General features: G+C 60.5%; 14 protein-coding genes and 2 pseudogenes. 11 read left to right on the top strand and 5 right to left on the bottom strand.

What is annotated here, in order from left to right:
• Positions 1–10: 10 nt before the first annotated feature.
• From LPB73_RS17995 to LPB73_RS17985, 3 genes are read left to right on the top strand one after another with little or no spacing between them, the layout of a single operon-like run.
• Positions 11–1195 carry a phosphatase PAP2 family protein gene (locus LPB73_RS17995; RefSeq protein WP_231077731.1) on the top strand — a complete coding sequence of 395 codons (1185 nt, stop codon included), beginning with the start codon at positions 11–13 and terminating at the stop codon, positions 1193–1195.
• Positions 1196–1242: 47 nt separating this feature from the next.
• Entirely contained in the window at positions 1243–3237 is a 1995-nt protein-coding gene (locus LPB73_RS17990; RefSeq protein WP_231077730.1) for a S8 family serine peptidase, read from the top strand.
• A gap of 34 nt (positions 3238–3271) precedes the next feature.
• The gene (locus LPB73_RS17985) at positions 3272–3976 is read left to right on the top strand and encodes a Crp/Fnr family transcriptional regulator (protein ID WP_231077729.1); all 705 of its coding nucleotides are present in this window, start codon (positions 3272–3274) and stop codon (positions 3974–3976) included.
• Between the two features lie 208 nt (positions 3977–4184).
• On the opposite strand, the gene nadC is transcribed toward LPB73_RS17985, so the two are convergent.
• The 4 genes from nadC to LPB73_RS17965 are packed head-to-tail and all read right to left on the bottom strand — an operon-like array spanning position 4185 to position 8617.
• On the bottom strand, positions 4185–5051 hold the full coding sequence (gene nadC, locus LPB73_RS17980) for a carboxylating nicotinate-nucleotide diphosphorylase (protein WP_175368197.1): 867 nt from the start codon (positions 5049–5051) through the stop codon (positions 4185–4187).
• A gap of 14 nt (positions 5052–5065) precedes the next feature.
• Entirely contained in the window at positions 5066–6595 is a 1530-nt protein-coding gene (locus LPB73_RS17975; protein ID WP_231077728.1) for an L-aspartate oxidase, read from the bottom strand.
• Positions 6592–7575: a quinolinate synthase NadA gene (nadA, locus tag LPB73_RS17970; protein WP_175368199.1), complete on the bottom strand. Its 984-nt coding sequence runs from the start codon at positions 7573–7575 to the stop codon at positions 6592–6594. The genes LPB73_RS17975 and nadA overlap by 4 nt, the downstream gene beginning before the upstream one ends.
• A gap of 52 nt (positions 7576–7627) precedes the next feature.
• Positions 7628–8617, bottom strand: coding sequence for an NUDIX hydrolase (locus LPB73_RS17965; RefSeq protein ID WP_175368200.1), 990 nt, complete (start codon positions 8615–8617; stop codon positions 7628–7630).
• 612 nt (positions 8618–9229) lie between these two features.
• On the opposite strand from LPB73_RS17965, the gene LPB73_RS17960 reads away from it, so the two are divergent.
• From LPB73_RS17960 to LPB73_RS17935, 6 genes and pseudogenes are all read left to right on the top strand, one after another.
• Entirely contained in the window at positions 9230–10561 is a 1332-nt protein-coding gene (locus LPB73_RS17960) for a tyrosine-type recombinase/integrase (protein WP_175368201.1), read from the top strand.
• A 515-nt stretch (positions 10562–11076) separates the two neighbouring features.
• The gene (locus LPB73_RS17955; protein ID WP_231081177.1) at positions 11077–11478 is read left to right on the top strand and encodes a DUF2840 domain-containing protein; all 402 of its coding nucleotides are present in this window, start codon (positions 11077–11079) and stop codon (positions 11476–11478) included.
• Positions 11475–11987 (top strand): S26 family signal peptidase, encoded by a 513-nt coding sequence (locus LPB73_RS17950; RefSeq protein WP_199712040.1) that lies wholly within the window; start codon positions 11475–11477, stop codon positions 11985–11987. The genes LPB73_RS17955 and LPB73_RS17950 overlap by 4 nt, the downstream gene beginning before the upstream one ends.
• 154 nt (positions 11988–12141) lie before the next feature.
• Positions 12142–12840, top strand: coding sequence for a lytic transglycosylase domain-containing protein (locus tag LPB73_RS17945; RefSeq protein ID WP_231077727.1), 699 nt, complete (start codon positions 12142–12144; stop codon positions 12838–12840).
• A gap of 772 nt (positions 12841–13612) precedes the next feature.
• A pseudogene (locus tag LPB73_RS17940) lies at positions 13613–14377 on the top strand (type IV secretory system conjugative DNA transfer family protein); the annotation flags it as partial.
• A gap of 4 nt (positions 14378–14381) precedes the next feature.
• A pseudogene (locus LPB73_RS17935) lies at positions 14382–14708 on the top strand (CopG family transcriptional regulator); the annotation flags it as partial.
• Between the two features lie 203 nt (positions 14709–14911).
• Here the strand turns inward: LPB73_RS17935 and LPB73_RS17930 are convergent.
• Positions 14912–15829 (bottom strand): LysR family transcriptional regulator, encoded by a 918-nt coding sequence (locus LPB73_RS17930; protein WP_089263791.1) that lies wholly within the window; start codon positions 15827–15829, stop codon positions 14912–14914.
• A gap of 163 nt (positions 15830–15992) precedes the next feature.
• On the opposite strand from LPB73_RS17930, the gene LPB73_RS17925 reads away from it, so the two are divergent.
• Positions 15993–17603 (top strand): flavin-containing monooxygenase, encoded by a 1611-nt coding sequence (locus tag LPB73_RS17925; RefSeq protein ID WP_231077726.1) that lies wholly within the window; start codon positions 15993–15995, stop codon positions 17601–17603.
• Between the two features lie 264 nt (positions 17604–17867).
• On the top strand, positions 17868–19130 hold the full coding sequence (locus LPB73_RS17920) for an ABC transporter substrate-binding protein (RefSeq protein WP_231077725.1): 1263 nt from the start codon (positions 17868–17870) through the stop codon (positions 19128–19130).
• The last annotated feature ends 74 nt before the right edge of the window (positions 19131–19204 follow it).

The raw sequence follows: 19204 nt of genomic DNA, 5'->3' as shown, positions 1-19204 counted from the left end.
CATGTGCACGATGGGTCCTGAAGGCGGCGCAGGAGGTGCGGGGGGCGCAGGCGGCGCTGGGGGCGCAGGCGGCGCTGGGGGAGCGGGCGGTGCCGGAGGCGCAGGCGGTGCTGGAGCTGGGCCCTACGGCAGTTACGGGTCGCCGCTGGTTGCCGATGCACTCGTCAAGCACCGCGACGGTATCGTCGGAAGCTGGCTCGGTCAGACCGTCAATCGGTCGCCACGTGCGCTGGACGACAAGAAGAACCTCGCGCTCTGGGAGCCGTGGGTGCGGGCGGCGGTCATAGACTTCGAACTGCTGTCGCACCTCCATTTTACAAGCCACTCAGAGAAATTCAGCTACAAGCATCAGGGCAAGAACGTCTCCCGGACACCGAGCGAGAAGTCGGTCACGGTCTGGCAGTTCCACGTTCAAACCACGGCGGCCGATCCCTCTCCCAAAGCGAAATCGAGCCGGATTGCGACTTTGATCCGCCCGCCGGCCGAGACTTTCAAAGGCCAGCTGGATTTTCTGGATCAATATTCCGATCTTCGCGAGGATCGTGTTTCGGAAATCGTGACCCAGCTCGGCCCTCAATATGCGTTCTGGAGTTCGGTCGTGAACTTGCATCCGGATCGCACCAAGAAGACGATCGAGCTGCTCGATGCTGCTCTTCGGTTTGCAACCGCGGTGGAAATGCGCATCAAGCATGCTCTGGCGTGCTGGCGACCATATGAACTGTCGTCTCAGGTTCAACCGATCATTCTGACGCCGGGCCACGGGACATTTCCGAGCGGTCATTCAACCGAAAATCACATGATTGCGCGCATCCTGTGGGAGCTGTACGGGCGCGAACCGAGACTAGGTGAGCAGTTGATGCGACAGGCGGCGCGCATCGCGGTCAACCGCACAGTGGCGGGTGTCCATTTCCCGGTCGATACTGCGGCCGGTCAGGTGCTTGGACTGTCACTTGCCCGCTATTTCATTCTGCGGGCGAAAGGTGGGCCGAGGTTCAACGCCTGGCGTTTTGACGGCGGGCGATACGGAGCTACTCAGGACTTCAATTTCCATGATTTCTACAATCCAGCAAACGGACAGGAAAAGCTGAGCCCCCTGATTGATCCGCCCTATGTCGATTTTCTCGCCTCCACGCCGCCAGTTGTATCGCCGATTATGAAGTGGCTGTGGGATGCTGCGCTTGCAGAGGTGAAGTAGCTGCTGGGAAATGGCGGTAGGGCGATCGCATTCGCAAGGTGTGCGTTATGGCAGAACAACGGAAGCGGGTTTCACCTTATCTCGAATGGGCAGTGCTGACCGAGTTCGCTTATCTTCCGGGTGAGTGGTTCTGGGTCTTGTTGGAGCTTGATGAACCCGCGGAAGCCTTTGCCCGTTCCGTCGTGCGCTCGGGGCTGGATCAGTTCATTCGAATTCCGGCGGTCTATCAGGGGGCACCACCCTCGCTGAGAGGTGTCGATCTAACGTGCTGTATGGCAATTGCGAGACGTGAGGCTCTTTCCGCACTTGCTTCCGACAAGGTATTGCGCGGAGACGCCAGACAGTTTGCGCCCCTGCTGTCCTCGATCAATCGAATCGAACTTGGAACGCCGACGACAAATCTGTTCGAGAAGACTCAACCGATCGAGCAGCAGTTGCTTGCCACGAGTCCGTCGCGGCGGGCAATTGTCGCGATCATCGATGACGGATTGGCGTTCGCCCATGAGAGATTCCGCTTTCGGGATGGCCGATCGCGGGTGAAGTATTTCTGGAACCAGGACGATCACACAAATACAGGCCGGCCGGCCGGATTCGGCTGGGGGCGAGAGCTGCAGGAGAACGAGATCAATCAGCTTCTGGCGTACTGCACGCATACGGGATTGCTGGATGAGGATGAGTTCTATCGGTTGGCCGGCCAGAAGCTGGTTGCTCGCCGTGCCAAGCACGGAACGCATGTCATGGACATCGCCTGCGGGCTCGATCCGAAACACGCGGTTCCCGAAGATCCCAACCTTCCCTATATCATCGGCGTTCAATTGCCGAAGTGGGTGACAGAAGAGACGTCGGGCGCATTCCTGACTCCGAATGTCTACGCCGCCATCTCCTATGTGCTCAGTCGTGCGGATCAGATCTCGGCCGCCGAAGGAACGGGGCCGATCCCTGTGGTCATCAATTTGAGTTATGGGACCATTGCCGGCCCGCACGATGGTACGTCACAGCTGGAAGCTGCGATCGATCAGTTGATAGCGTCACGCACCGCACCGCTCAGGGTCGTTCTGCCAGCCGGAAATCACTATCTGGCGCGATGTCATGCCTTGGTCGAACTGTCTCAGGCATCAGTCCCTGGCCAGTCGCCCAAGCGCTTGCGGTGGCGCGTGCAGCCCGACGATAAGGCCAACAGCTTTATGGAGCTGTGGCTGCCCAAACAGGCAACAGAGAAGTCCCAGCCCGAAATCACCATAAGGATTACCACTCCGACCAACCAGCGCAGTCCTTGGATTGGGGCTAACCAGAACTGGCAGTGGCGCATATCAGGCCAGCTCCGGTTTTTCGGGAAATACTATACTGCAGTCGGGGAGCGATCGCAGATATTCCTTGCTATGGCGCCCACGGCTGATCTCGCAATGCCCTCGCTGACTGCGCCGTCCGGGACGTGGTTGATCGAACTCAAAAACAAGGGAGCAGCCACGACAGTCGATGTCTGGGTTCAGCGCGGCGACACGCCATTTGGCTATCCGTTGTCAGGGCGGCAATCTCGGCTTGAAGACGAGAATTACGTGCGCTTCGATCTTGCCGGGCGACTGGAGCAAGATGACAAGGGCTCCAGCCCGGTCCGGCGAGAAAGTACGATCAACGCATTGGCGACAGGGACGCGCGCAATCGTCGTGGGTGCTTATCTTCGCAGCGACAAGGCCGTCAGTGAGTATTCGGGGGCCGGGGGGCGCGAGATAGTACATGGCGCATCCCCAATCCGAAGCCCCGATGTGTCGGCAGTTGGAGACGAGTCGCCAGTACACAGGAATCTGCTTGCCGCCGGTACGCGCAGCGGTTCCGTTGTGACTATGAATGGGACAAGTGTCGCGGCTCCGCAGGTGACACGATTGATCTCGGAATTGATGATCTCGCAGCTTGCTTGCGATCGTCCGGACGTACAGCGCATCGCGAAAACAGGAGACACAAAGGCGCCAGGTCCCGGCTCACCATTGGCTGTACGGATCGGGGCTGGCCGGCTGGATCGGTGCGGACGTCCAAACAGACCTTAATTTTGGACCGGTGCGGAGCACAGGGAACATCGCGGTGTCGAAAGCGAAGCCAGCGAAATCAGCGGGCCGTCAGGCGGCCATACGTATGAACGCGATCTTCAGCGACCTCGCGCCCGAGACGGTTGCCCAGCTGTTTCATCGCGCGTCTTTCCAGACCTTCGAACGGGGAGACTACATTTTTCGACGCGGAGACCCTGGGACGTGCCTGTTCGGAGTTGTGGAAGGCTCGGTGAGGATGTGTGCATCCTCCCCTGACGGTAAGAGCGCGGTGTTAAATCTGATCAGTGCCGGTCAGACATTTGGCGAGATTGCTGTTTTGGATGGCCTCGACCGAACAACGGATGCAATCGCGAATAGCGATTGTGAGATCTGGGGAATTGCGCGGCGCGATCTGATCCCCCTGGTTAGAACCGAGCCGGCTTTGGCTGCTAAGTTCATTGATTTGTTATGCGCCCGCCTGAGATGGACAAGCGAGCATCTGGAAGAGGTGATCCTTCACGGTCTCGAGGCTCGTCTTGCCCATATCGTCATAAAGTTTGCGGAGCCGAATGTGCAAATGGATGGACCCCTTGTGGTGAATATGACGCAACAGAGTGTTAGCGAGATGGTGGGCATTTCGCGGGAGCGCGCAAATAAAATCATATCCGCTTGGGCCGATCGCGGCTGGGTTCTGGTCAAGAATCGTACACTTGTCCTTCTCGATACTCAGGCGTTGAAGAACGTCGCCACGCGAAGTTAGAACGTGACGGTGCTTTACCGATCGGATGTGCATTTTTGCGCCGAGCAGTGAAAAGATCTGATGCTTTCGATCTCCCGAGAGAAGCGGGCTAGAGGACGAAGACCGCGCGACGCGGGATCGACGAAGCTACTGGTAAAAAGTTGCAATCGGGATAGTTGCTGAGGCTTTCTGCTGATGTTGAGTTCGACCGCAACAACATCAACCTGACTCACATCTTCAAATCGTCCGGTTTAAAATCGAGCCCGATGTCGAGAACGCCGACGCTATGGGTGAGCCATCCGATCGAGATCAGATCGACGCCGGTCGCAGCGATGTGTGGCGCTGTAGCGGGCGTGATGCGGCCGGAGGCTTCGGTTACCGCCCGACCTGCGACCATCGCGACGGCTTCCGTGAGCGTGGGTGGATCCATATTGTCAAGGAGTACCGCGTCTACACCGTGATCGAGCGCCTCGCGCAGCTGATCGAGCGTGTCGACTTCGAGTTCGATCTTGACCAGATGCCCGACACCGGTTTTCGCCCGCTTCAGCGCCTCGGTTACGCTGCCGGCAATGGCGACGTGATTGTCCTTGATGAGCACGGCATCGTCGAGGCCGAACCGGTGATTGCTGCCACCGCCAACGCGGATCGCATATTTTTCGATGGCGCGCAGCCCTGGCGTTGTCTTGCGCGTGCAGACAATTTTCGTCTGGTAGTCTCGGACCGCTGCAACCACAGAGGCAGTCGCCGTCGCGATTCCGCTCAGGCGGCACAGGAAATTCAATGCGACCCGTTCAGCGGTCAAAATACCTCGCGCGGGGCCGGTGATCGTGGCGATCACGTCGCCGGGCGCCAGGACTGCGCCGTCGTTGCGCTCGATATGCATCTCGATCGCGGGATCGATCAGTTGAAAGGCCAGTCGAGCGAGGTCGAGCCCGGCCACCACGCCGGGCTGGCGCGCAACAAGAAGTGTCGTGGCGCGTCGGCCGGCTGGCACGATCGCATCGGTCGTGAGATCGCCGGCTCGTCCGAGATCTTCAAGCAACGCCATGCGAACCAATGGCTCGATCATGACATGGGGGAGCGGTGAGGGCGTCATGGCGATCCTTTGGGTTAGGCGACGAGTTCCGGGATGTCGTCTCGCGCGGCTTGAAGCGCGTCATCAAGGCGCAGCGTCGAACGCTGTGCCAGACTCGTGTGCTTCGGGAAGTCGGTGCGTGCATGCGCGCCGCGGCTTTCTTGGCGGCGCAAGGCAGCGATCACGATCATCAGGCCGACAATTGCGGGATCGCTCGCAGCTTGCTGCGAGATCGCGAGGGGATAGAGCGCGCGGGCGGCGGCACGCAGGCCTTCGCCATCGCGCAACACGCCTGCGGCACGCGACAGAATAGGGCGCACCGAACTTGGATCGCTGCCTGTTACTCCACCGGGCAACAGTGGCTGCCGCCGCCGGATGGAGGTCGTTGCGGCAATATTCTCGGCAACCCAGCCGCCACACACGGCCGCCTCAAGGAGTGAATTACTGGCAAGCCGGTTTGCGCCGTGCAGGCCAGTGCAGGCAGCTTCGCCGCAGGCCCACAGACCGTCGACGGAGGTCCGCCCGGTCCGGTCGACGAGTATGCCGCCCATGTGGTAGTGCGCAGCGGGACGGACTGGGATTGGCTGCGTAACCGGATCGATTCCTGCATCGCGACAAAGTGCCGTGATGGCCGGGAACCGCCGCGCAAAGTCGAGTCCCTTCACGCCCCTTGCGTCGAGAAAAACCCGATGCCCCGCCGCGATGTGCCGCCAGACGGCACGTGCAACGATATCGCGGGACGCAAGCTCGGCGCCGGGGGCACCGGCCATGAAGCGATCGCCATTTTCGTCGACCAGGATCGCGCCTTCTCCGCGTACGGCCTCACTGATGAGCTTCAGTGGAGAGGACTTGCTGTCGAGCGCCGTCGGATGGAATTGGATAAATTCAAGATCGGCCATGACGGCGCCGGCGCGGGCTGCGAGCGCGAGGCCCTGGCCAAAGGATCCAGCCGGATTCGTCCCATGCAGAAACAGACCTCCGATGCCGCCGGTCGCGATGACGACACGATCGGTGGCAAAGAGCACGGGTCCCGGGCCGGTATGGCCAAGAAGACCCACCACTGCATTGTCTTCGACGACCAGGCGCTGTGCCGTGGCTCCCTCGATCACCGTGATCGAAGGCGTCTCGCGAACCCTGCGGACCAGGGCTCGAATAACGTCCCGGCCTGTCGCATCACCCCCGGCATGGACGATCCGGCGGCGCGAATGCGCGGCCTCGAGGCCGAGGATGATCTTGCGGCTGGCATCCCGATCGAAAATGACGCCGAGCCGCGCCAACTGTTCGATCGCGGCGGGCGCTGCGGCGACGATTGAGGCCGCGATGGTTTCGTCGCACAAACCGTCACCCGCGGCGAGTGTGTCTGCCAGATGCAGCGAAGTACTATCATCTGCCCCGATACTGGCAGCGATACCGCCTTGCGCAAGCGCACTCGACGATTCCATGCCCAGCGGCGCGCCGGTCAGGAGCAGCACCGGTTGCGGCGCGAGCGCCAGGGCTGTCATGAGGCCGGCGATGCCACCGCCGATGATGACGGGAGCGCCGTTTGTATCGTGTAATGCTGTCATGTGACGGCCAGCATTCGTTCGACCGCGAGGCGTGCGCGCGCTGCGACACTGTCGTCGATCGTGACCTGGTGCTGCATCGTCTCCAACGCGTGACGGATGTTGCCGAGCGTGATCGTCTTCATGTGCGGACAAAGATTGCACGGACGAATGAATTCGAGGTCCGGGTACTGGATGGCGACATTGTCGCTCATCGAGCATTCCGTCAGAAGCACGACTCGCGGTGGTCGTTTGCTTGCGACGTAGGACGACATGGCGGCCGTCGAGCCGGCGAAATCGGCCTCCGCCAGCACGTCCGGCGGGCATTCCGGGTGCGCCAGTACGACGACACCAGGGTGGTTCTCGCGCAATTGACGCACCTCTTCGGCGCTGAAGCGCTCGTGCACCTCGCAATGACCAGTCCAGGTAATCACTTTAACCTTGGTTTCGGCAGCGATGTTCCTGGCCAGATATTCGTCCGGCAGCATGATCACGCGTTCAACGCCAAGCGACTCGATCACCGCCTTGGCATTGCCCGAGGTGCAGCAGATATCCGACTCGGCCTTCACCGCTGCCGAGGTGTTCACATAAGTCACGATCGGCACGCCAGGATAAGTTTGCCGCAGCAGCCTCACGTCCTCGGGCGTAATGGAGTCGGCAAGCGAGCAGCCGGCGCCGCGATCGGGAATCAGCACGGTCTTCGACGGATTGAGTAATTTGGCCGTCTCGGCCATGAAGTGAACGCCGGCGAGAACGATGACGTCGGCCTCCACATGCATCGCTTCACGCGCCAGCGCGAGGCTGTCGCCGACTATGTCCGCGACGCAGTGGAAGATGTCCGGTGTCTGATAATTGTGGGCAAGGATGACGGCGTTGCGGCTCTTCTTCAACGCGATGATCGCGTCGATATCTTCTGACAGCATCGACCATTCGATCGCGGGGATCGCGTGGCGCACTTTCGCATAGAGATGTTCCGAAGGACGCAGTTCGGGTATCGACAGCATGATATATACTCTCGTTGAGCATATGTTATACTGTAATCGAGTATAAGGCTTGTCAAGCCCCCGAGACGGGAAGTTTGGTTCCGGCGATGGCGCGTTCCGCAAGGACGGCACGGCGAAAGCGGAAGAGTTTTGCCGGACGTCCGCCGGTGTCCTGGCTGGTTTCGCCAGTTTCCTCAACGAGTTCCTGCTGCTCGATCAGGCGGCGGAAATTCGGCTTGTGCACTTGCCGTCCCGCCAGCGCCTCAACACAGCGTTGCAATTGCAGCAGCGTGAATGTGTCCGGCATCAATTCAAATACGACAGGATGGTATTTGATCTTGGCCCTGAGTCTTGCAATTCCAGTGGCGAGAATCCGGCGATGGTCCAGGATCATGGCGTGACCCGGCGTGTTCGATAGAGCCGCATGGTTCGACGTGGATGTTGAGGAACTTCCGCGTGTCGCCTCGGGGATCAGTCTCGCCTCATATAATAGTTCGTACCTCTGCAGAACCAGTTCCTCGTTCCAGCTGTGCTCCTCGAAACCGAAGAGCATCGCGGCGCGCTGCCGACGAGCGCGCTGCGCCGTCCGATCGGATACTGCAGAGGCCCAGGCTTTGAGCCCTGGCTGCAGAGTCTTCTCCATCAGCGGCGGTGGGCCGTCACGATGATCCTCCCAAGGGAAGTAATCATACCAGCCGCGCCATCTGGCTTCGTGTTCGCCGAATGTCGGTTGTTCTCGTGTCAGGCCAAGATAGCTGATCGAGATGACATGCTGCCCAGTGGCGCCAGCGCGATCACGATCGGCAAAAGTGTAGAGCTGTTCGACATAACCGAGCGGCAACCGTGTCTGCCGTTCGACCCAGGCACGTAGCCCCGATTGCAGCGAACGATGGGCGAGTTCGAAAGGCCCGGAGGGCAGGGCGCGCTGATCCTGGATCGTTAGAACACGAGGCTCACCCGAGGTCACGGCTACCAGCACTGCAACAAGATCAGCCGCAATTCCTTGCGGCGATGACTGCGCTGCCAGCGCTGGCCTGGAATTGGGGCTGTCGAGCGGGTCCATGAGCTGGTCTGCTTAAGTGTTCATAGGGACAGGGTGAAAGGCCGCATCGCGAATCCACGCGGATATTTTAGCATGAGGCTGCAACGCGACGCGCACGGCAAGGGCGGGCGCCCTTCACGCTGACCATTCGCTAATTCATGTCGGAATGCAGTCTGACCACAACACCGACTTGCCTGAGCCCGAAAGCGGCAGTTGGGTGGGCGCGGTGGCCGAGTCATTTTTGGCAACCGTGTCGTACCGATGTGCCGCACTGTGCCCCCGCTCTTCTGGGGCACCCCGCAAGGGAATTGGACCGTTAAGTCATTGAATTCGACGAAGACATGGTGGGCGCACAGGGGATCGAACCTTGGACCTCTCCCGTGTGAACCACAATCTGTAGACCCTAGCCAGCCAGCCCTAACCATAGTAAATTTGCATAACGGCCTGTTAATTATGGTGTTTTTGTAGTGTGTGACCATAGTTGACCATGGTGGGCCATAGCACATCTTGTGTGCCCCTGTTGTGCCCCCCCGCGAATTTTCCCTTGGGGCACACAGTCGAGGGAAGGTCTGAGACCCGGTTCTTGCCGGTCCGATCATTCCCGCGTGAGCACAAGACGGAAGGGCAGGGACCGTGGGAGAGCCGATCAACTATTTGACACTGACCGACACGGTCATCCGCGACACGACAATGCCACCGGGCAAGGCGCAGCATTACCTCCACGACGACAAGCTGCCCGGTCTGGCGCTGCGCATGCGCGCGACGGGCGGCCGGACCTGGGTTTACCTGTTCACCAAGCCGGGAGTGAGAGGCACTCAGCGCAAGACCCTCGGGGCCTGGCCAAGGTTCAATGAGCGGGCGGCTCGGAAGGCCGCCACCATCGCCGCTAGTGAGGTGGTCACAGGGGTCGATCCGAACGACGCCAAACGAGAAGCCAAGCGCCGGCAACTGGCCGAGATGCAGCGCACTACGCTGGTGGCCTTGATCAGTGAAGACGGCCCTTATCAGACATCCCTGACCGGACGCCAAGTCGTGAACTGGAGGCCTGCGATGTCGGCGCTGCGGCGCGGTCTCAAGGATCATTTCGATCTCGCCATCGGCGAATTGACGCGCCGGCAAATCATGGCGGCAGTGGACAAGACCGCCAAGACCGGTAAGCGCGGTGCAGCCAGGGACTTGCGCAAGCACACCCACACATTCCTCGAGTGGTGTGTCGGCGAAGGTTACGTCGAGCACAACGTGCTTGCCGGCTATCGCGCGCCGAAAGAGACCCGTGCGCAGAGGGTCGGGCGCCGAACGAAGGGCCGCGCGCTGATGGATGAGGAGATCATCAAGGTCTGGCACGCATCCGGCAAGCTCGGGGCTTTTGGACAATTAGCACGCATGTGCCTGCTCGGCGGTCCGCGCCGCAGCGAGCCAACCATCATTGAGTGGCGAAAGCACATCATGGATGACCGCATCACCTTCGATGCGGCGTGGACCAAGATGGGCCTGCATCACGACGTGCCGCGCACTCATCTCGTTGACGAGGTGCTTACAGCTGCGAAGCATTTCCAGCGCGCAACGTCCGACTACGTCTTCCCGTCACCAAAGACCGGCGGCCAGTTGTCGGGCTTCACCAAGATGGTGAACCGTTTGGTTAAGGAAGCGGGTGTCGCCAGGTTCACCATGCACGATTTGAGGCGCAGCTTGCGCACCGTTATGTCACGGTGCGGCTACGACAACGAAATCCAGCGGTTATGTGTCGGGCAAAAGCCGCGCGGAATCGATCAGGTCTACAATCACGACGAACAGTGGATCATCCGCAAGATGGCGTTCGAAGCTGCTCATGACTACATCGCGCAGTTGGTCGGTGCGCAACGGGTCGGAGGGGTCGTGCGCCTGCAACGGACGAATCCACTTGACCCCATCAAGGCTGAGCTGCTCGGTCGTCTTCGCGAGCATTATGCGGCGGAGGCGTCTTAGTGGCTTTATCGCATCTGGCTAGATAGTCGCGCACCGCATCGACCCGATAGAGCGGGCGACCATCGACATGGCGCCATTTCAGGGGATGGTTCCGATCGCGCCGCCACTGCTCCAGCGCTCCGGGCGTGCGCCGGATGACCGCGGCCGCTTCCAATGCCGTCAAATTCGAGCTGCCCGGCAGCGTATCGATATCGAACGTCGCTGGCGGCGGCATGCCACGTTTCTTGCGAGGGCGCTTCGTGGCACGCGGCATTTTCCCCCTACCTGGCGACGCAAATGCCTCGATCCGAGTCTTTTCGTTCTTGCCGCCCATGCCTCCGCCCCGAACCACCATCGGTCTCAGACAATAAGATCGTAGGCTTCTCCAGCAAGAAAGAAATATAAAGCGCTGGTATGGCTGCTGTGTAGTTGTGGCGTACAAATAGGACGAATCGCCCCCTTTTGCCGCGAAGTTGACGAGCAACTGTGAATCGTAGGGGGCGATCGGCATCCTAATTGTCTGATGGACCTGGCATCTGTGGGGGCACTGTTCGGAGCCGATCCTAGATCGCCGTCGGCGCGTTGTGTCGTTCACACCCGGCAGCATCTTCGCGTTCGTCCGCTGGACCTCAAATGACTTTGGCACGGTCATCTCGCGGATCGACATCTTGCGGGCAGTCGCGGCCGGTCAGCGTTGCACCACGGTGCCCTATGTGAAACCCGGCGGCGAGATTCTGTTGCGGCTGTCGGGCTGGCCCAAGGTCGAGCGGGTGCTGCAACTGATCGATGCGATCGAAGCGCTCAGCATCGATCCCGCGAACGCTGCACCTGATTATTGGCATCACGTCCATAACCGCTTGTCCGTCAACGAAGCTCCACGGACCTACACTAAATCGCGTCACCAGGCCTGGCTTCACCGGCAGAGGATCGCACCATGAATGGCCGGTTCTCGGTGCTCGCAGTCATGTTTGTTGGGATCACCGTTCTCGTTGCCCCGGTCGTCGCGGAGCCGGTTCCCCTCTATGTGTGGAATGCTTCCGAAAGTGTGCCGCTTGGCCTCTATCGCTTGCAGCCTGCAGACAGACTGTTTGTCACCGAACTCGTCGCCATCAAGCCGCCTGAGCCGCTGGCGACCTTTCTTGACCTGAACGGCTATCTGCCGGTCGGCATTCCCATGCTGAAGCGCGTGCTGGCACTCCCGGGGCAAACGGTTTGCAGAAGCGGGCACACTATCTCGATCGATAAGATCGACATGGGTGAGGTGCGCGAGCGAGACAGCCACGGCCGACCGCTGCCGGTCTGGCACGGCTGTCGTGTTGTCGGCGAGGACGAACTCTTTCTCATGAACCGGCAGTCCAAGGACTCGCTGGACGGTCGGTATTTCGGGCCGATCGCGGCATCTGCCGTCATCGGCCGTGCACTCCCGGTGTGGACTGGGGAGAAGTGAGCGTGCGTATCTTCCTTGCTCGATCTGCCATTCCTCTGTTCGACCAAACGCTGCACCATTCCTCCGTCCCGACCAGAATTCGCAACGCCGGCGCGCGCAGCGGCGGTCCAGGGCGGCCGCAAGCCGTTTGGGGACGGTAGCTTGTACCGCCGTGATGGCGTTGTCGTTTGCGATTGTGCCGCTGAATGCCGCACAAACTGGCAGCGCATCAGCCAAGCATTCGGCGAGCGCACGGTCTGTCGGCTCGTTTGCGAACCTGATCGAAGAGGCCTCACGCCGCTACGCCGTACCGGTGCATTGGATACGCGCCGTGATGACCGTCGAAAGTGCCGGTGACGCGCGGGCAAGATCGCCAAAAGGCGCGATGGGGTTGATGCAGATTATGCCCGAGACCTGGGCAGACCTGCGCATACGTCATCGCATTGGCGACAATCCATACGATCCGCGCGACAACATTCTGGCAGGCGCAGCGTATCTCCACGAACTACACGACCGCTATGGCTCGCCCGGTTTCCTTGCGGCGTATAACGCGGGACCGGGCCGCTACGAACAGTATCTCGCGGGCCGTCCATTGCCGGCCGAGACCCGCGCTTATGCGGCAACGCTTGCTCCCCTGTTCGGTGGCGCCGAACTCGCCAGTCCGCTCTCCGTCGCAGTCGTTCACGCGAAGTCATGGACCGAGGCGCCACTGTTCATCGGGCAATCCGAACGCGCAACCGCTGTCGATCGTGTGTCGGCTGAACGGCGATCGGACCGCGTTCCGCCGAGCGATCCGACGCGCAATATCTCTGCGCTCGTGCCGCAAGCGCGCAGCTTGTTTGTTGCTCGATCCAGCGCGGGAGACCTGCAATGACAGGATGTGCAGTCTGGCGTGCCATGGCGTGCTCCGGGATAGAATGGCTGGGAAGGCGAGAGCAGTGGGGAGGCACGACAGCGGGACGGCGAGATAAAAGCGGCTCGCCGGCCGAACCGCAAGCCATTGGAATGGCTTGGGTTCGGCCGTGCCGGTCGGTCGGGGCGCGTGCCGCGCCTGATGCTTTCGCTAATGAATTCAAAAGTGTTTTCGGCACTGCTCCCCATTCCTTGCCCGTGGAGCGATTGCTGTGAGCGTAGGCGACAGCGATTTACGCATCCGGCCTGGCCGCATCCGCGGCACGCGAGCGGCAAAGCCCAAGAGCTTCATCAACCAGGTGCTGCGCGCGGCGAAGAAGTCCGGTCCCACCTCCAGTCTTGCGGCTGCGGGGAAGCGCTCCTCAAGCTACGGGCGCTCGACCTTCGGGCGCGGCCGGATCAGTTTTGGCCGCAACCGCCTGTTTAGCCCGGCGCGGCGCGTGGTGGTGAAGGCGCGCGTCGTCCGCCATCAGGGCCGTTCGTTTCGTTCCGCGCCGCTGACCGCTCATCTGTCCTATCTGAAGCGCGACGGCGTCACCCGTAACAGCGAGAAGGCGGTGATGTTCGATGCCGGTCATGACCGCACTGACGACGCGGCCTTTGCAGATCGCTGCAAGGACGACCGGCATCATTTCCGTTTCATCGTCTCGCCCGAGGACGCCGCTGAGATGACCGATCTCAAAGCTTTCACGCGCGATCTCGCCCGGCAAATGGAAGTCGATCTCGGCACCCGGCTCGCGCTCGGCCGGCTCGACTTCTTAGAATCCGCGCTGGCCTTCATGGCAGGTTCCGACATCAAAAGCTTCCTGATCGCGCAGTCGCTGAACCAGATCGAGAAAGCCTACGGGCCCAACAACGCGATCCTCGACAACTGCCATGTCCGCGTCAGCTTTGCCACCAACGACGAGCGCACGGCGAAGCGTGTCTCCGATGCGCTGAGGACAGCAACCGAGATGCGCGCCATGAAGAACTATGCTGGTCACAGGCTGAATCCGTGGCTTGGTCACCTCATGGTCTCGCGGCAGGAGACGGCAAGGCCGCTGCTCACGCCGGGCGAGGTGATGCAGCTCCCGCCCACTGACGAGATCGTCATGGTTGCCGGCACGCCCCCGATCCGGGCGAAGAAAGCTCGCTATTACGAGGATCACCGTTTCACCGAACGGGTGCTGACGCCGCCAGATCCGGCGAAGTCTGGCCGGTCGTCACGGACGGATGGGTGGTCAGCTCTAACGCCGCAGGCACCGGACGCCGTGTTGCTTGGTGAGATTCAGAAGGCGGAACAGGATGCCGCCAATAGCGGCTTGCGTCGCGAACCCGAGCTTCCCGACCATGTCGCCATTGCCAAGGAGGCGACTGATCCGAGGCCTGCGGAAGAGTTCGCCGCTGTGCTCGACGACGAGTCGGACGATGCAGCCCGTCAGGCTCGCATCCTGCACCAGCAGATGCGTGGCATCGCTCGCCAGGTCTCGCTCGACCCGAATGACGGTATGGAGTTGTGAGACCATGCGGGACCGGATGAATGTGTATTTCCCGCCGGACCTTCTGAAGCAGATCGCCGATCTTGCCGACCGCAAGAAGCTTTCCCGATCGGCGATCGTGGAAGCGGCGGTCACCTCGTTTCTGTCTCCGGATGGGGAGGATCGGCGCGAGGCGGCGTTCGCGCGCCGTCTCGACCGGCTGTCGAGCCAAGTCCAACGTCTCGAACGCGATCTTGGGGTTACCGCGGAAACGCTGACCCTGTTCGTCCGCTTCTGGCTGACGATCACGCCGCCCTTGCCGAACGATGCGCAGGCTGCCGCCCAGATCAAGGGCCGCGAGCGGTTTGGCGGCACCTGCTTTTAAAGAGTCTTTTTGTAGTAACGTTGCACAGATAGCGGCTGCCACGCCGAGACGATCTGACCAAAATAGCGGTTCCGTCTTCCGGAGGCATTCGTAACGGGGGACAGACACCGAAAGAACTCACGGCCCGCTTATATCTCGTCAATCGGAGAATTACATACACTTGGCGGCCGCTTCTGGCGCAAAGCGGACGTCTATTGGTCCCGCCAATACCGCCAAGGCGGCGGATCGGGTAGTTTCGTCTTCAGGAAGTCTAAGAAGACCCTGACACGGTTACTTACCAGTCGGCGGCTCTGATACACCGCATAGATGGGATGTTCCTCTGGGCACTGATGTTCCGGAAAGAGCTCGACCAAGCGGCCTTGGGCGAGATCGTCGGCGATTTGGACTTCGACCAATCGCACGATGCCGAGGCCAGCGCGCGCGAACTCGATAAGGATCGAAGCCTGGTTCGAGCGTACACGGCTCTTGACGGCGAGCGGTGTGGACAAGCCATCGGCACCGCGAACGGTCCATGTGCTGGCGGCAATGGACGAATGAAAATTGAGACAGGCGTGGTCCGCTAACTCGTTGGGATGTGACGGCGTGCCGTACTCGGCCAGATAGCTCGGCGACGCACAAATGATCCATCGCGTGCTCGTAAATCGCGTGGCCACGAGCGAGGAGTCATTGAGGTGCCCAACATGAATCGCAACGTCGGTTCCCTCGTCAAGTAGCGGCCCGGGATCGATCCGCAGCTGAAGTTCAACCTGAAGGTCGGGATGCTGCCGGCAGAACTCCGGGAGCTTCTTGGCGAGGATGACCTGTCCGAAGATCGGCATCGAGCGAATGCGCAGGGTTTCGCGACCGAGCTTGCCGCTGAAGATCGTCGCGTCAGCGGCCTCGACGGCTTCGATGGCTGCAAGCGCCGCCCGATAGAAGACCTCTCCCTCCGGAGTCATGACGATGTTGCGGTGCGCACGGCGGAATAACAGCGCGCCCAACCGTTCTTCCATCCGCGCAATCAGCTTGCTGACTGCGGACGGCGTGATGGCAAGGTTCCGGGCCGCTGCAGAGAAGCTGCCGTCTTCCGCGGCCCTGACGAAAACCTGCATCTCTGTGTAGCGGTTCACGTTTTTCTCTTGTGACGGAAATTCACATCAGGTTTGAACGATAGAGTATGGAAAGCCATCCGGCAAATCTCTAGCCTTCGAGGCAATAGCGCGGCCATGCGAAGCCGCTCATAAACGAACGGGGAGACGACCGTTGGCGAGCAAGGAGAGCACTGCTTTTGCAGTGAACGAACGATCGAGCCATGCCTGTGACGCGATCATTATCGGCGCCGGATTTTCAGGCCTCTACCAGTTGCACAAATTACGGGACGAACTCGGCCTCGACGTCGTTGTGCTTGAAAAGGGCGATGGCATCGGCGGGACCTGGTTCTGGAACCGCTATCCGGGCGCGCGCTGCGATTCCGAGAGCTATTACTATTGCTACTCCTTTAACAAGGAGATCGAGCAGGAGTGGAGCTGGAGCGAGCGCTATCCCGAACATCCTGAAATCCGGAAATACCTGAATTTCGTCGCCGACAAGCTCGATCTCAAGCGCGATATCCGGCTGAACACCGAGGTCACCTCGGCCGCGTTCGATGACGATGCCAATCTCTGGACGGTGCAGACGAAGAACGGACAGTTCTTCTCCGCGCCATTCCTGATTACGGCAGTGGGGTGTCTCTCGACAGCCAATGTGCCTGATATCAAGGGCCTCGATAGCTTCAAGGGCCAATGGTACCATACCGGCCTGTGGCCGCATGAGGGCGTCGATTTCAGCGGCAAGCGTGTGGGCCAGATCGGAACCGGATCGACCGGGATTCAGACCGCACCTGTTATTGCCGAGCAGGCAAAACATCTCACGGTTTTCCAGCGTACGGCAAATTACAGCATTCCGGCGCGTAACGGCCCGGTGACGGCGGACGACATCAAGCATACAAGGGACAATTACGACGAGATCTGGCGGCTGGCACGCGCCGGTACCAACGGACATCCGTTCACGATCTCGACGCGTTCCGCGCTGTCGGTGTCCGATGCGGAGCGGGAGGAGATCTATGAAAAGGCGTGGGAGCGCGGCGGATTGCGCTTCCGTGCATCGTTTTCCGATGTCCTGCAGAACGTCGAGGCAAACCTCACGGCCTCAGACTTCCTCCGCGACAAGATTAAGACCGTCGTCAGGAATCCGGTGGTCGCAGAGATGTTGACGCCACGCGATCATGGATTCGCGACCAAGCGTCCGCCGATCGACAGCGGCTATTTCGAAACGTTCAATCGGGACAATGTGCTGCTGGTGGATCTCAAGGCAGAACCGATCGTCGAGGTGACGGCGAACGGCATCCGCACGACGAAGCAGGACTACGCGCTCGACATCATCGTGTTCGCGACAGGCTTCGACGCACTGACGGGACCACTCGTCAATCTAAACATCAGCGGCAGCCAGGGTATCAAGCTGAAGGATGCCTGGGCGGCCGGCCCGCGCACTTACCTTGGCCTGCAGTCGCCGAAATTCCCGAATCTGTTCACCATCACCGGTCCTGGCAGCCCGTCGGTGTTGTGCAATATGCCGATTGCCATCGAGCAGCATGTAGACTGGATCACCAATTGCATCCGCGACATGCGCGCGAACGGCCAAAAGCGGATCGAGGCCAATACCGACTCGACCGAAAAGTGGGTCGCGCATGTCAACGAAGCCGCGGATGCGACGCTGCTGCCCATGGCAAGTTCGTCCTGGTATCTTGGCGCCAATGTACCGGGCAAGCCGCGTGTCTTCATGCCCTACGCCGGTGGATTGGCGCGCTACACCTCGATCTGTGACGACGTTGCGCAAAGCGGTTATCGCGGCTTCGCGCTGAGCTAACTGCCCATGCCGCGGCCGACGGAGCGAAAGCCGCGGGCAAGAGGAGTCGGCGCCGCAGCATTGATCCCCGACCTCGCTGCGGCGAATTTACGCGAGGCATTCGGAAAGTCCGTTGGACAGCGCGCCGTTCCTGCTGCACGATCTTCGTATTGCGCTGATCGACCAAAGGACCGAGTGAGGAGAGTAAGCCACCAAGACGACGCTGATCTGGAAATAATAAAATCTGTACCGGCAAAGCCGGACATCAAAATCAGGGAGGGTTCAATGACCAAGACGACCAAGGGCATTTCACGCCGACGCGTCCTCAAGGGCGCTGGCGCCATGGCAGGCCTTGCCGCATTCGGCGCGCCGCATATCGCCGGTGCACAGGCGAAAGTCATCAAGATCGGCCTGCCGACGATCCTGTCGGGACGCGTTGCAATCCTCGGCACGTCCAGTCGGTTTGCAGTCCAGCTCGCTTTCAATCAGATAAACGAAGCCGGCGGCATCAATGGCCGCAAATTCGAAGTGGTCGACCGCGACTCCAAGGGGCGTCCCGACGAAGCCGCCAAGGTCACGCGCGATCTCATCAATAATGACGGTTGCGATATCATCGTCGATGGCGAGGCGTCGTCAGGCAGCTTCGCGGTGCATGAGGTCGTGCGCGATCTCGGCATCCTTTGCCTCCATACCTGCAGCGAAACCTCGTCGCTGACGGCAGACCCCAAGCAGTTCAGCAAGAATGTGTTCAGATGCGCCCGACAGGGCATCCATGATGCCGTCGCAGGTGGTAGCTACGCAGCGAAGATTGCCAAGGAGAAGGGGCTCAAGAAGTGGGCGACCTGTTCGCCCGATTACGCCTATGGCCGCGACAACACCGCGGAATTTCTGCAATACGCCAAGGTGTTCGAGCCGTCGATCGAAGTGGTCGATCAGCTCTGGCCGAAACTGTTTGCGCCCGATTACACCGAGAGCATCACCAAGCTGATGCAGGTGAAGCCGCAGGCGGTCTATTCGGCGCTGTGGGGCGGCGATCTCGTCGCGTTTATCGAGCAGTCGAACCTGTATCGCCTGTTCCAGAACACCGCCTATTTCTCCGGTGGTCTTGGCGATCCGCCGATCCTGACGGCCATCAAGAACCTGCCGCAGGGACTCAACACGGCCTATCGGTATAACAACGGATTTCCGAGTTCACCCGAGAACACCGCCTTCTGCGATGCCTATGTCAAGGTGGCGTCGCACGAGCCGACCAACTGGGCGTGGCAGAACTACGCGGCGTCGCAATTCATTATCGAGGCGCTGCGTCGCACGAACGGCAATACCGACAGTTCTGCGCTGGCGAAGGAAATCTCCGGCATGACGGTGAAGAAGCCGTTTGGCGGTGCCGGCATCACCATGCGTGACAGCGATCATACGATCATCAATTACCCCGTCGCATGGGGCAAGACGGTCAGCAAGTCACCCTGGGTGGTCGATTACGTCGATACGGAATGGTCGAAGATCGTCGAGCTCGAGAAGGAGTGGAAGAAGGAAAAGGGTTACGCCTGATCTGTCTGCGGGCATCGTCGCTAGATGACGTGGCCCGTCGCATGGCGACGGGCTCGGCCGCTCCGTCGCACATC

This window comes from Tardiphaga sp. 37S4 (assembly GCF_021044645.1).
GTDB lineage: Bacteria > Pseudomonadota > Alphaproteobacteria > Rhizobiales > Xanthobacteraceae > Tardiphaga > Tardiphaga robiniae.
This window is presented reverse-complemented; position numbering and strand designations above follow the sequence as displayed.

Bases quoted from the DNA above. Each gene is read 5' to 3' on its own strand.
- nadA (WP_175368199.1), bottom strand. From the start codon at position 7,575: ATGCTGTCGATACCCGAACTGCGTCCTTCGGAACATCTCTATGCGAAA.
- LPB73_RS17965 (WP_175368200.1), bottom strand. From the start codon at position 8,617: ATGGACCCGCTCGACAGCCCCAATTCCAGGCCAGCGCTGGCAGCGCAG.
- LPB73_RS17950 (WP_199712040.1), top strand. From the start codon at position 11,475: ATGAATGGCCGGTTCTCGGTGCTCGCAGTCATGTTTGTTGGGATCACC.
- LPB73_RS17945 (WP_231077727.1), top strand. From the start codon at position 12,142: ATGGCGTTGTCGTTTGCGATTGTGCCGCTGAATGCCGCACAAACTGGC.
- LPB73_RS17920 (WP_231077725.1), top strand. From the start codon at position 17,868: ATGACCAAGACGACCAAGGGCATTTCACGCCGACGCGTCCTCAAGGGC.
- nadC (WP_175368197.1), bottom strand. From the start codon at position 5,051: ATGACGCCCTCACCGCTCCCCCATGTCATGATCGAGCCATTGGTTCGC.
- LPB73_RS17975 (WP_231077728.1), bottom strand. From the start codon at position 6,595: ATGACAGCATTACACGATACAAACGGCGCTCCCGTCATCATCGGCGGT.
- LPB73_RS17990 (WP_231077730.1), top strand. From the start codon at position 1,243: ATGGCAGAACAACGGAAGCGGGTTTCACCTTATCTCGAATGGGCAGTG.
- LPB73_RS17995 (WP_231077731.1), top strand. From the start codon at position 11: ATGGGTCCTGAAGGCGGCGCAGGAGGTGCGGGGGGCGCAGGCGGCGCT.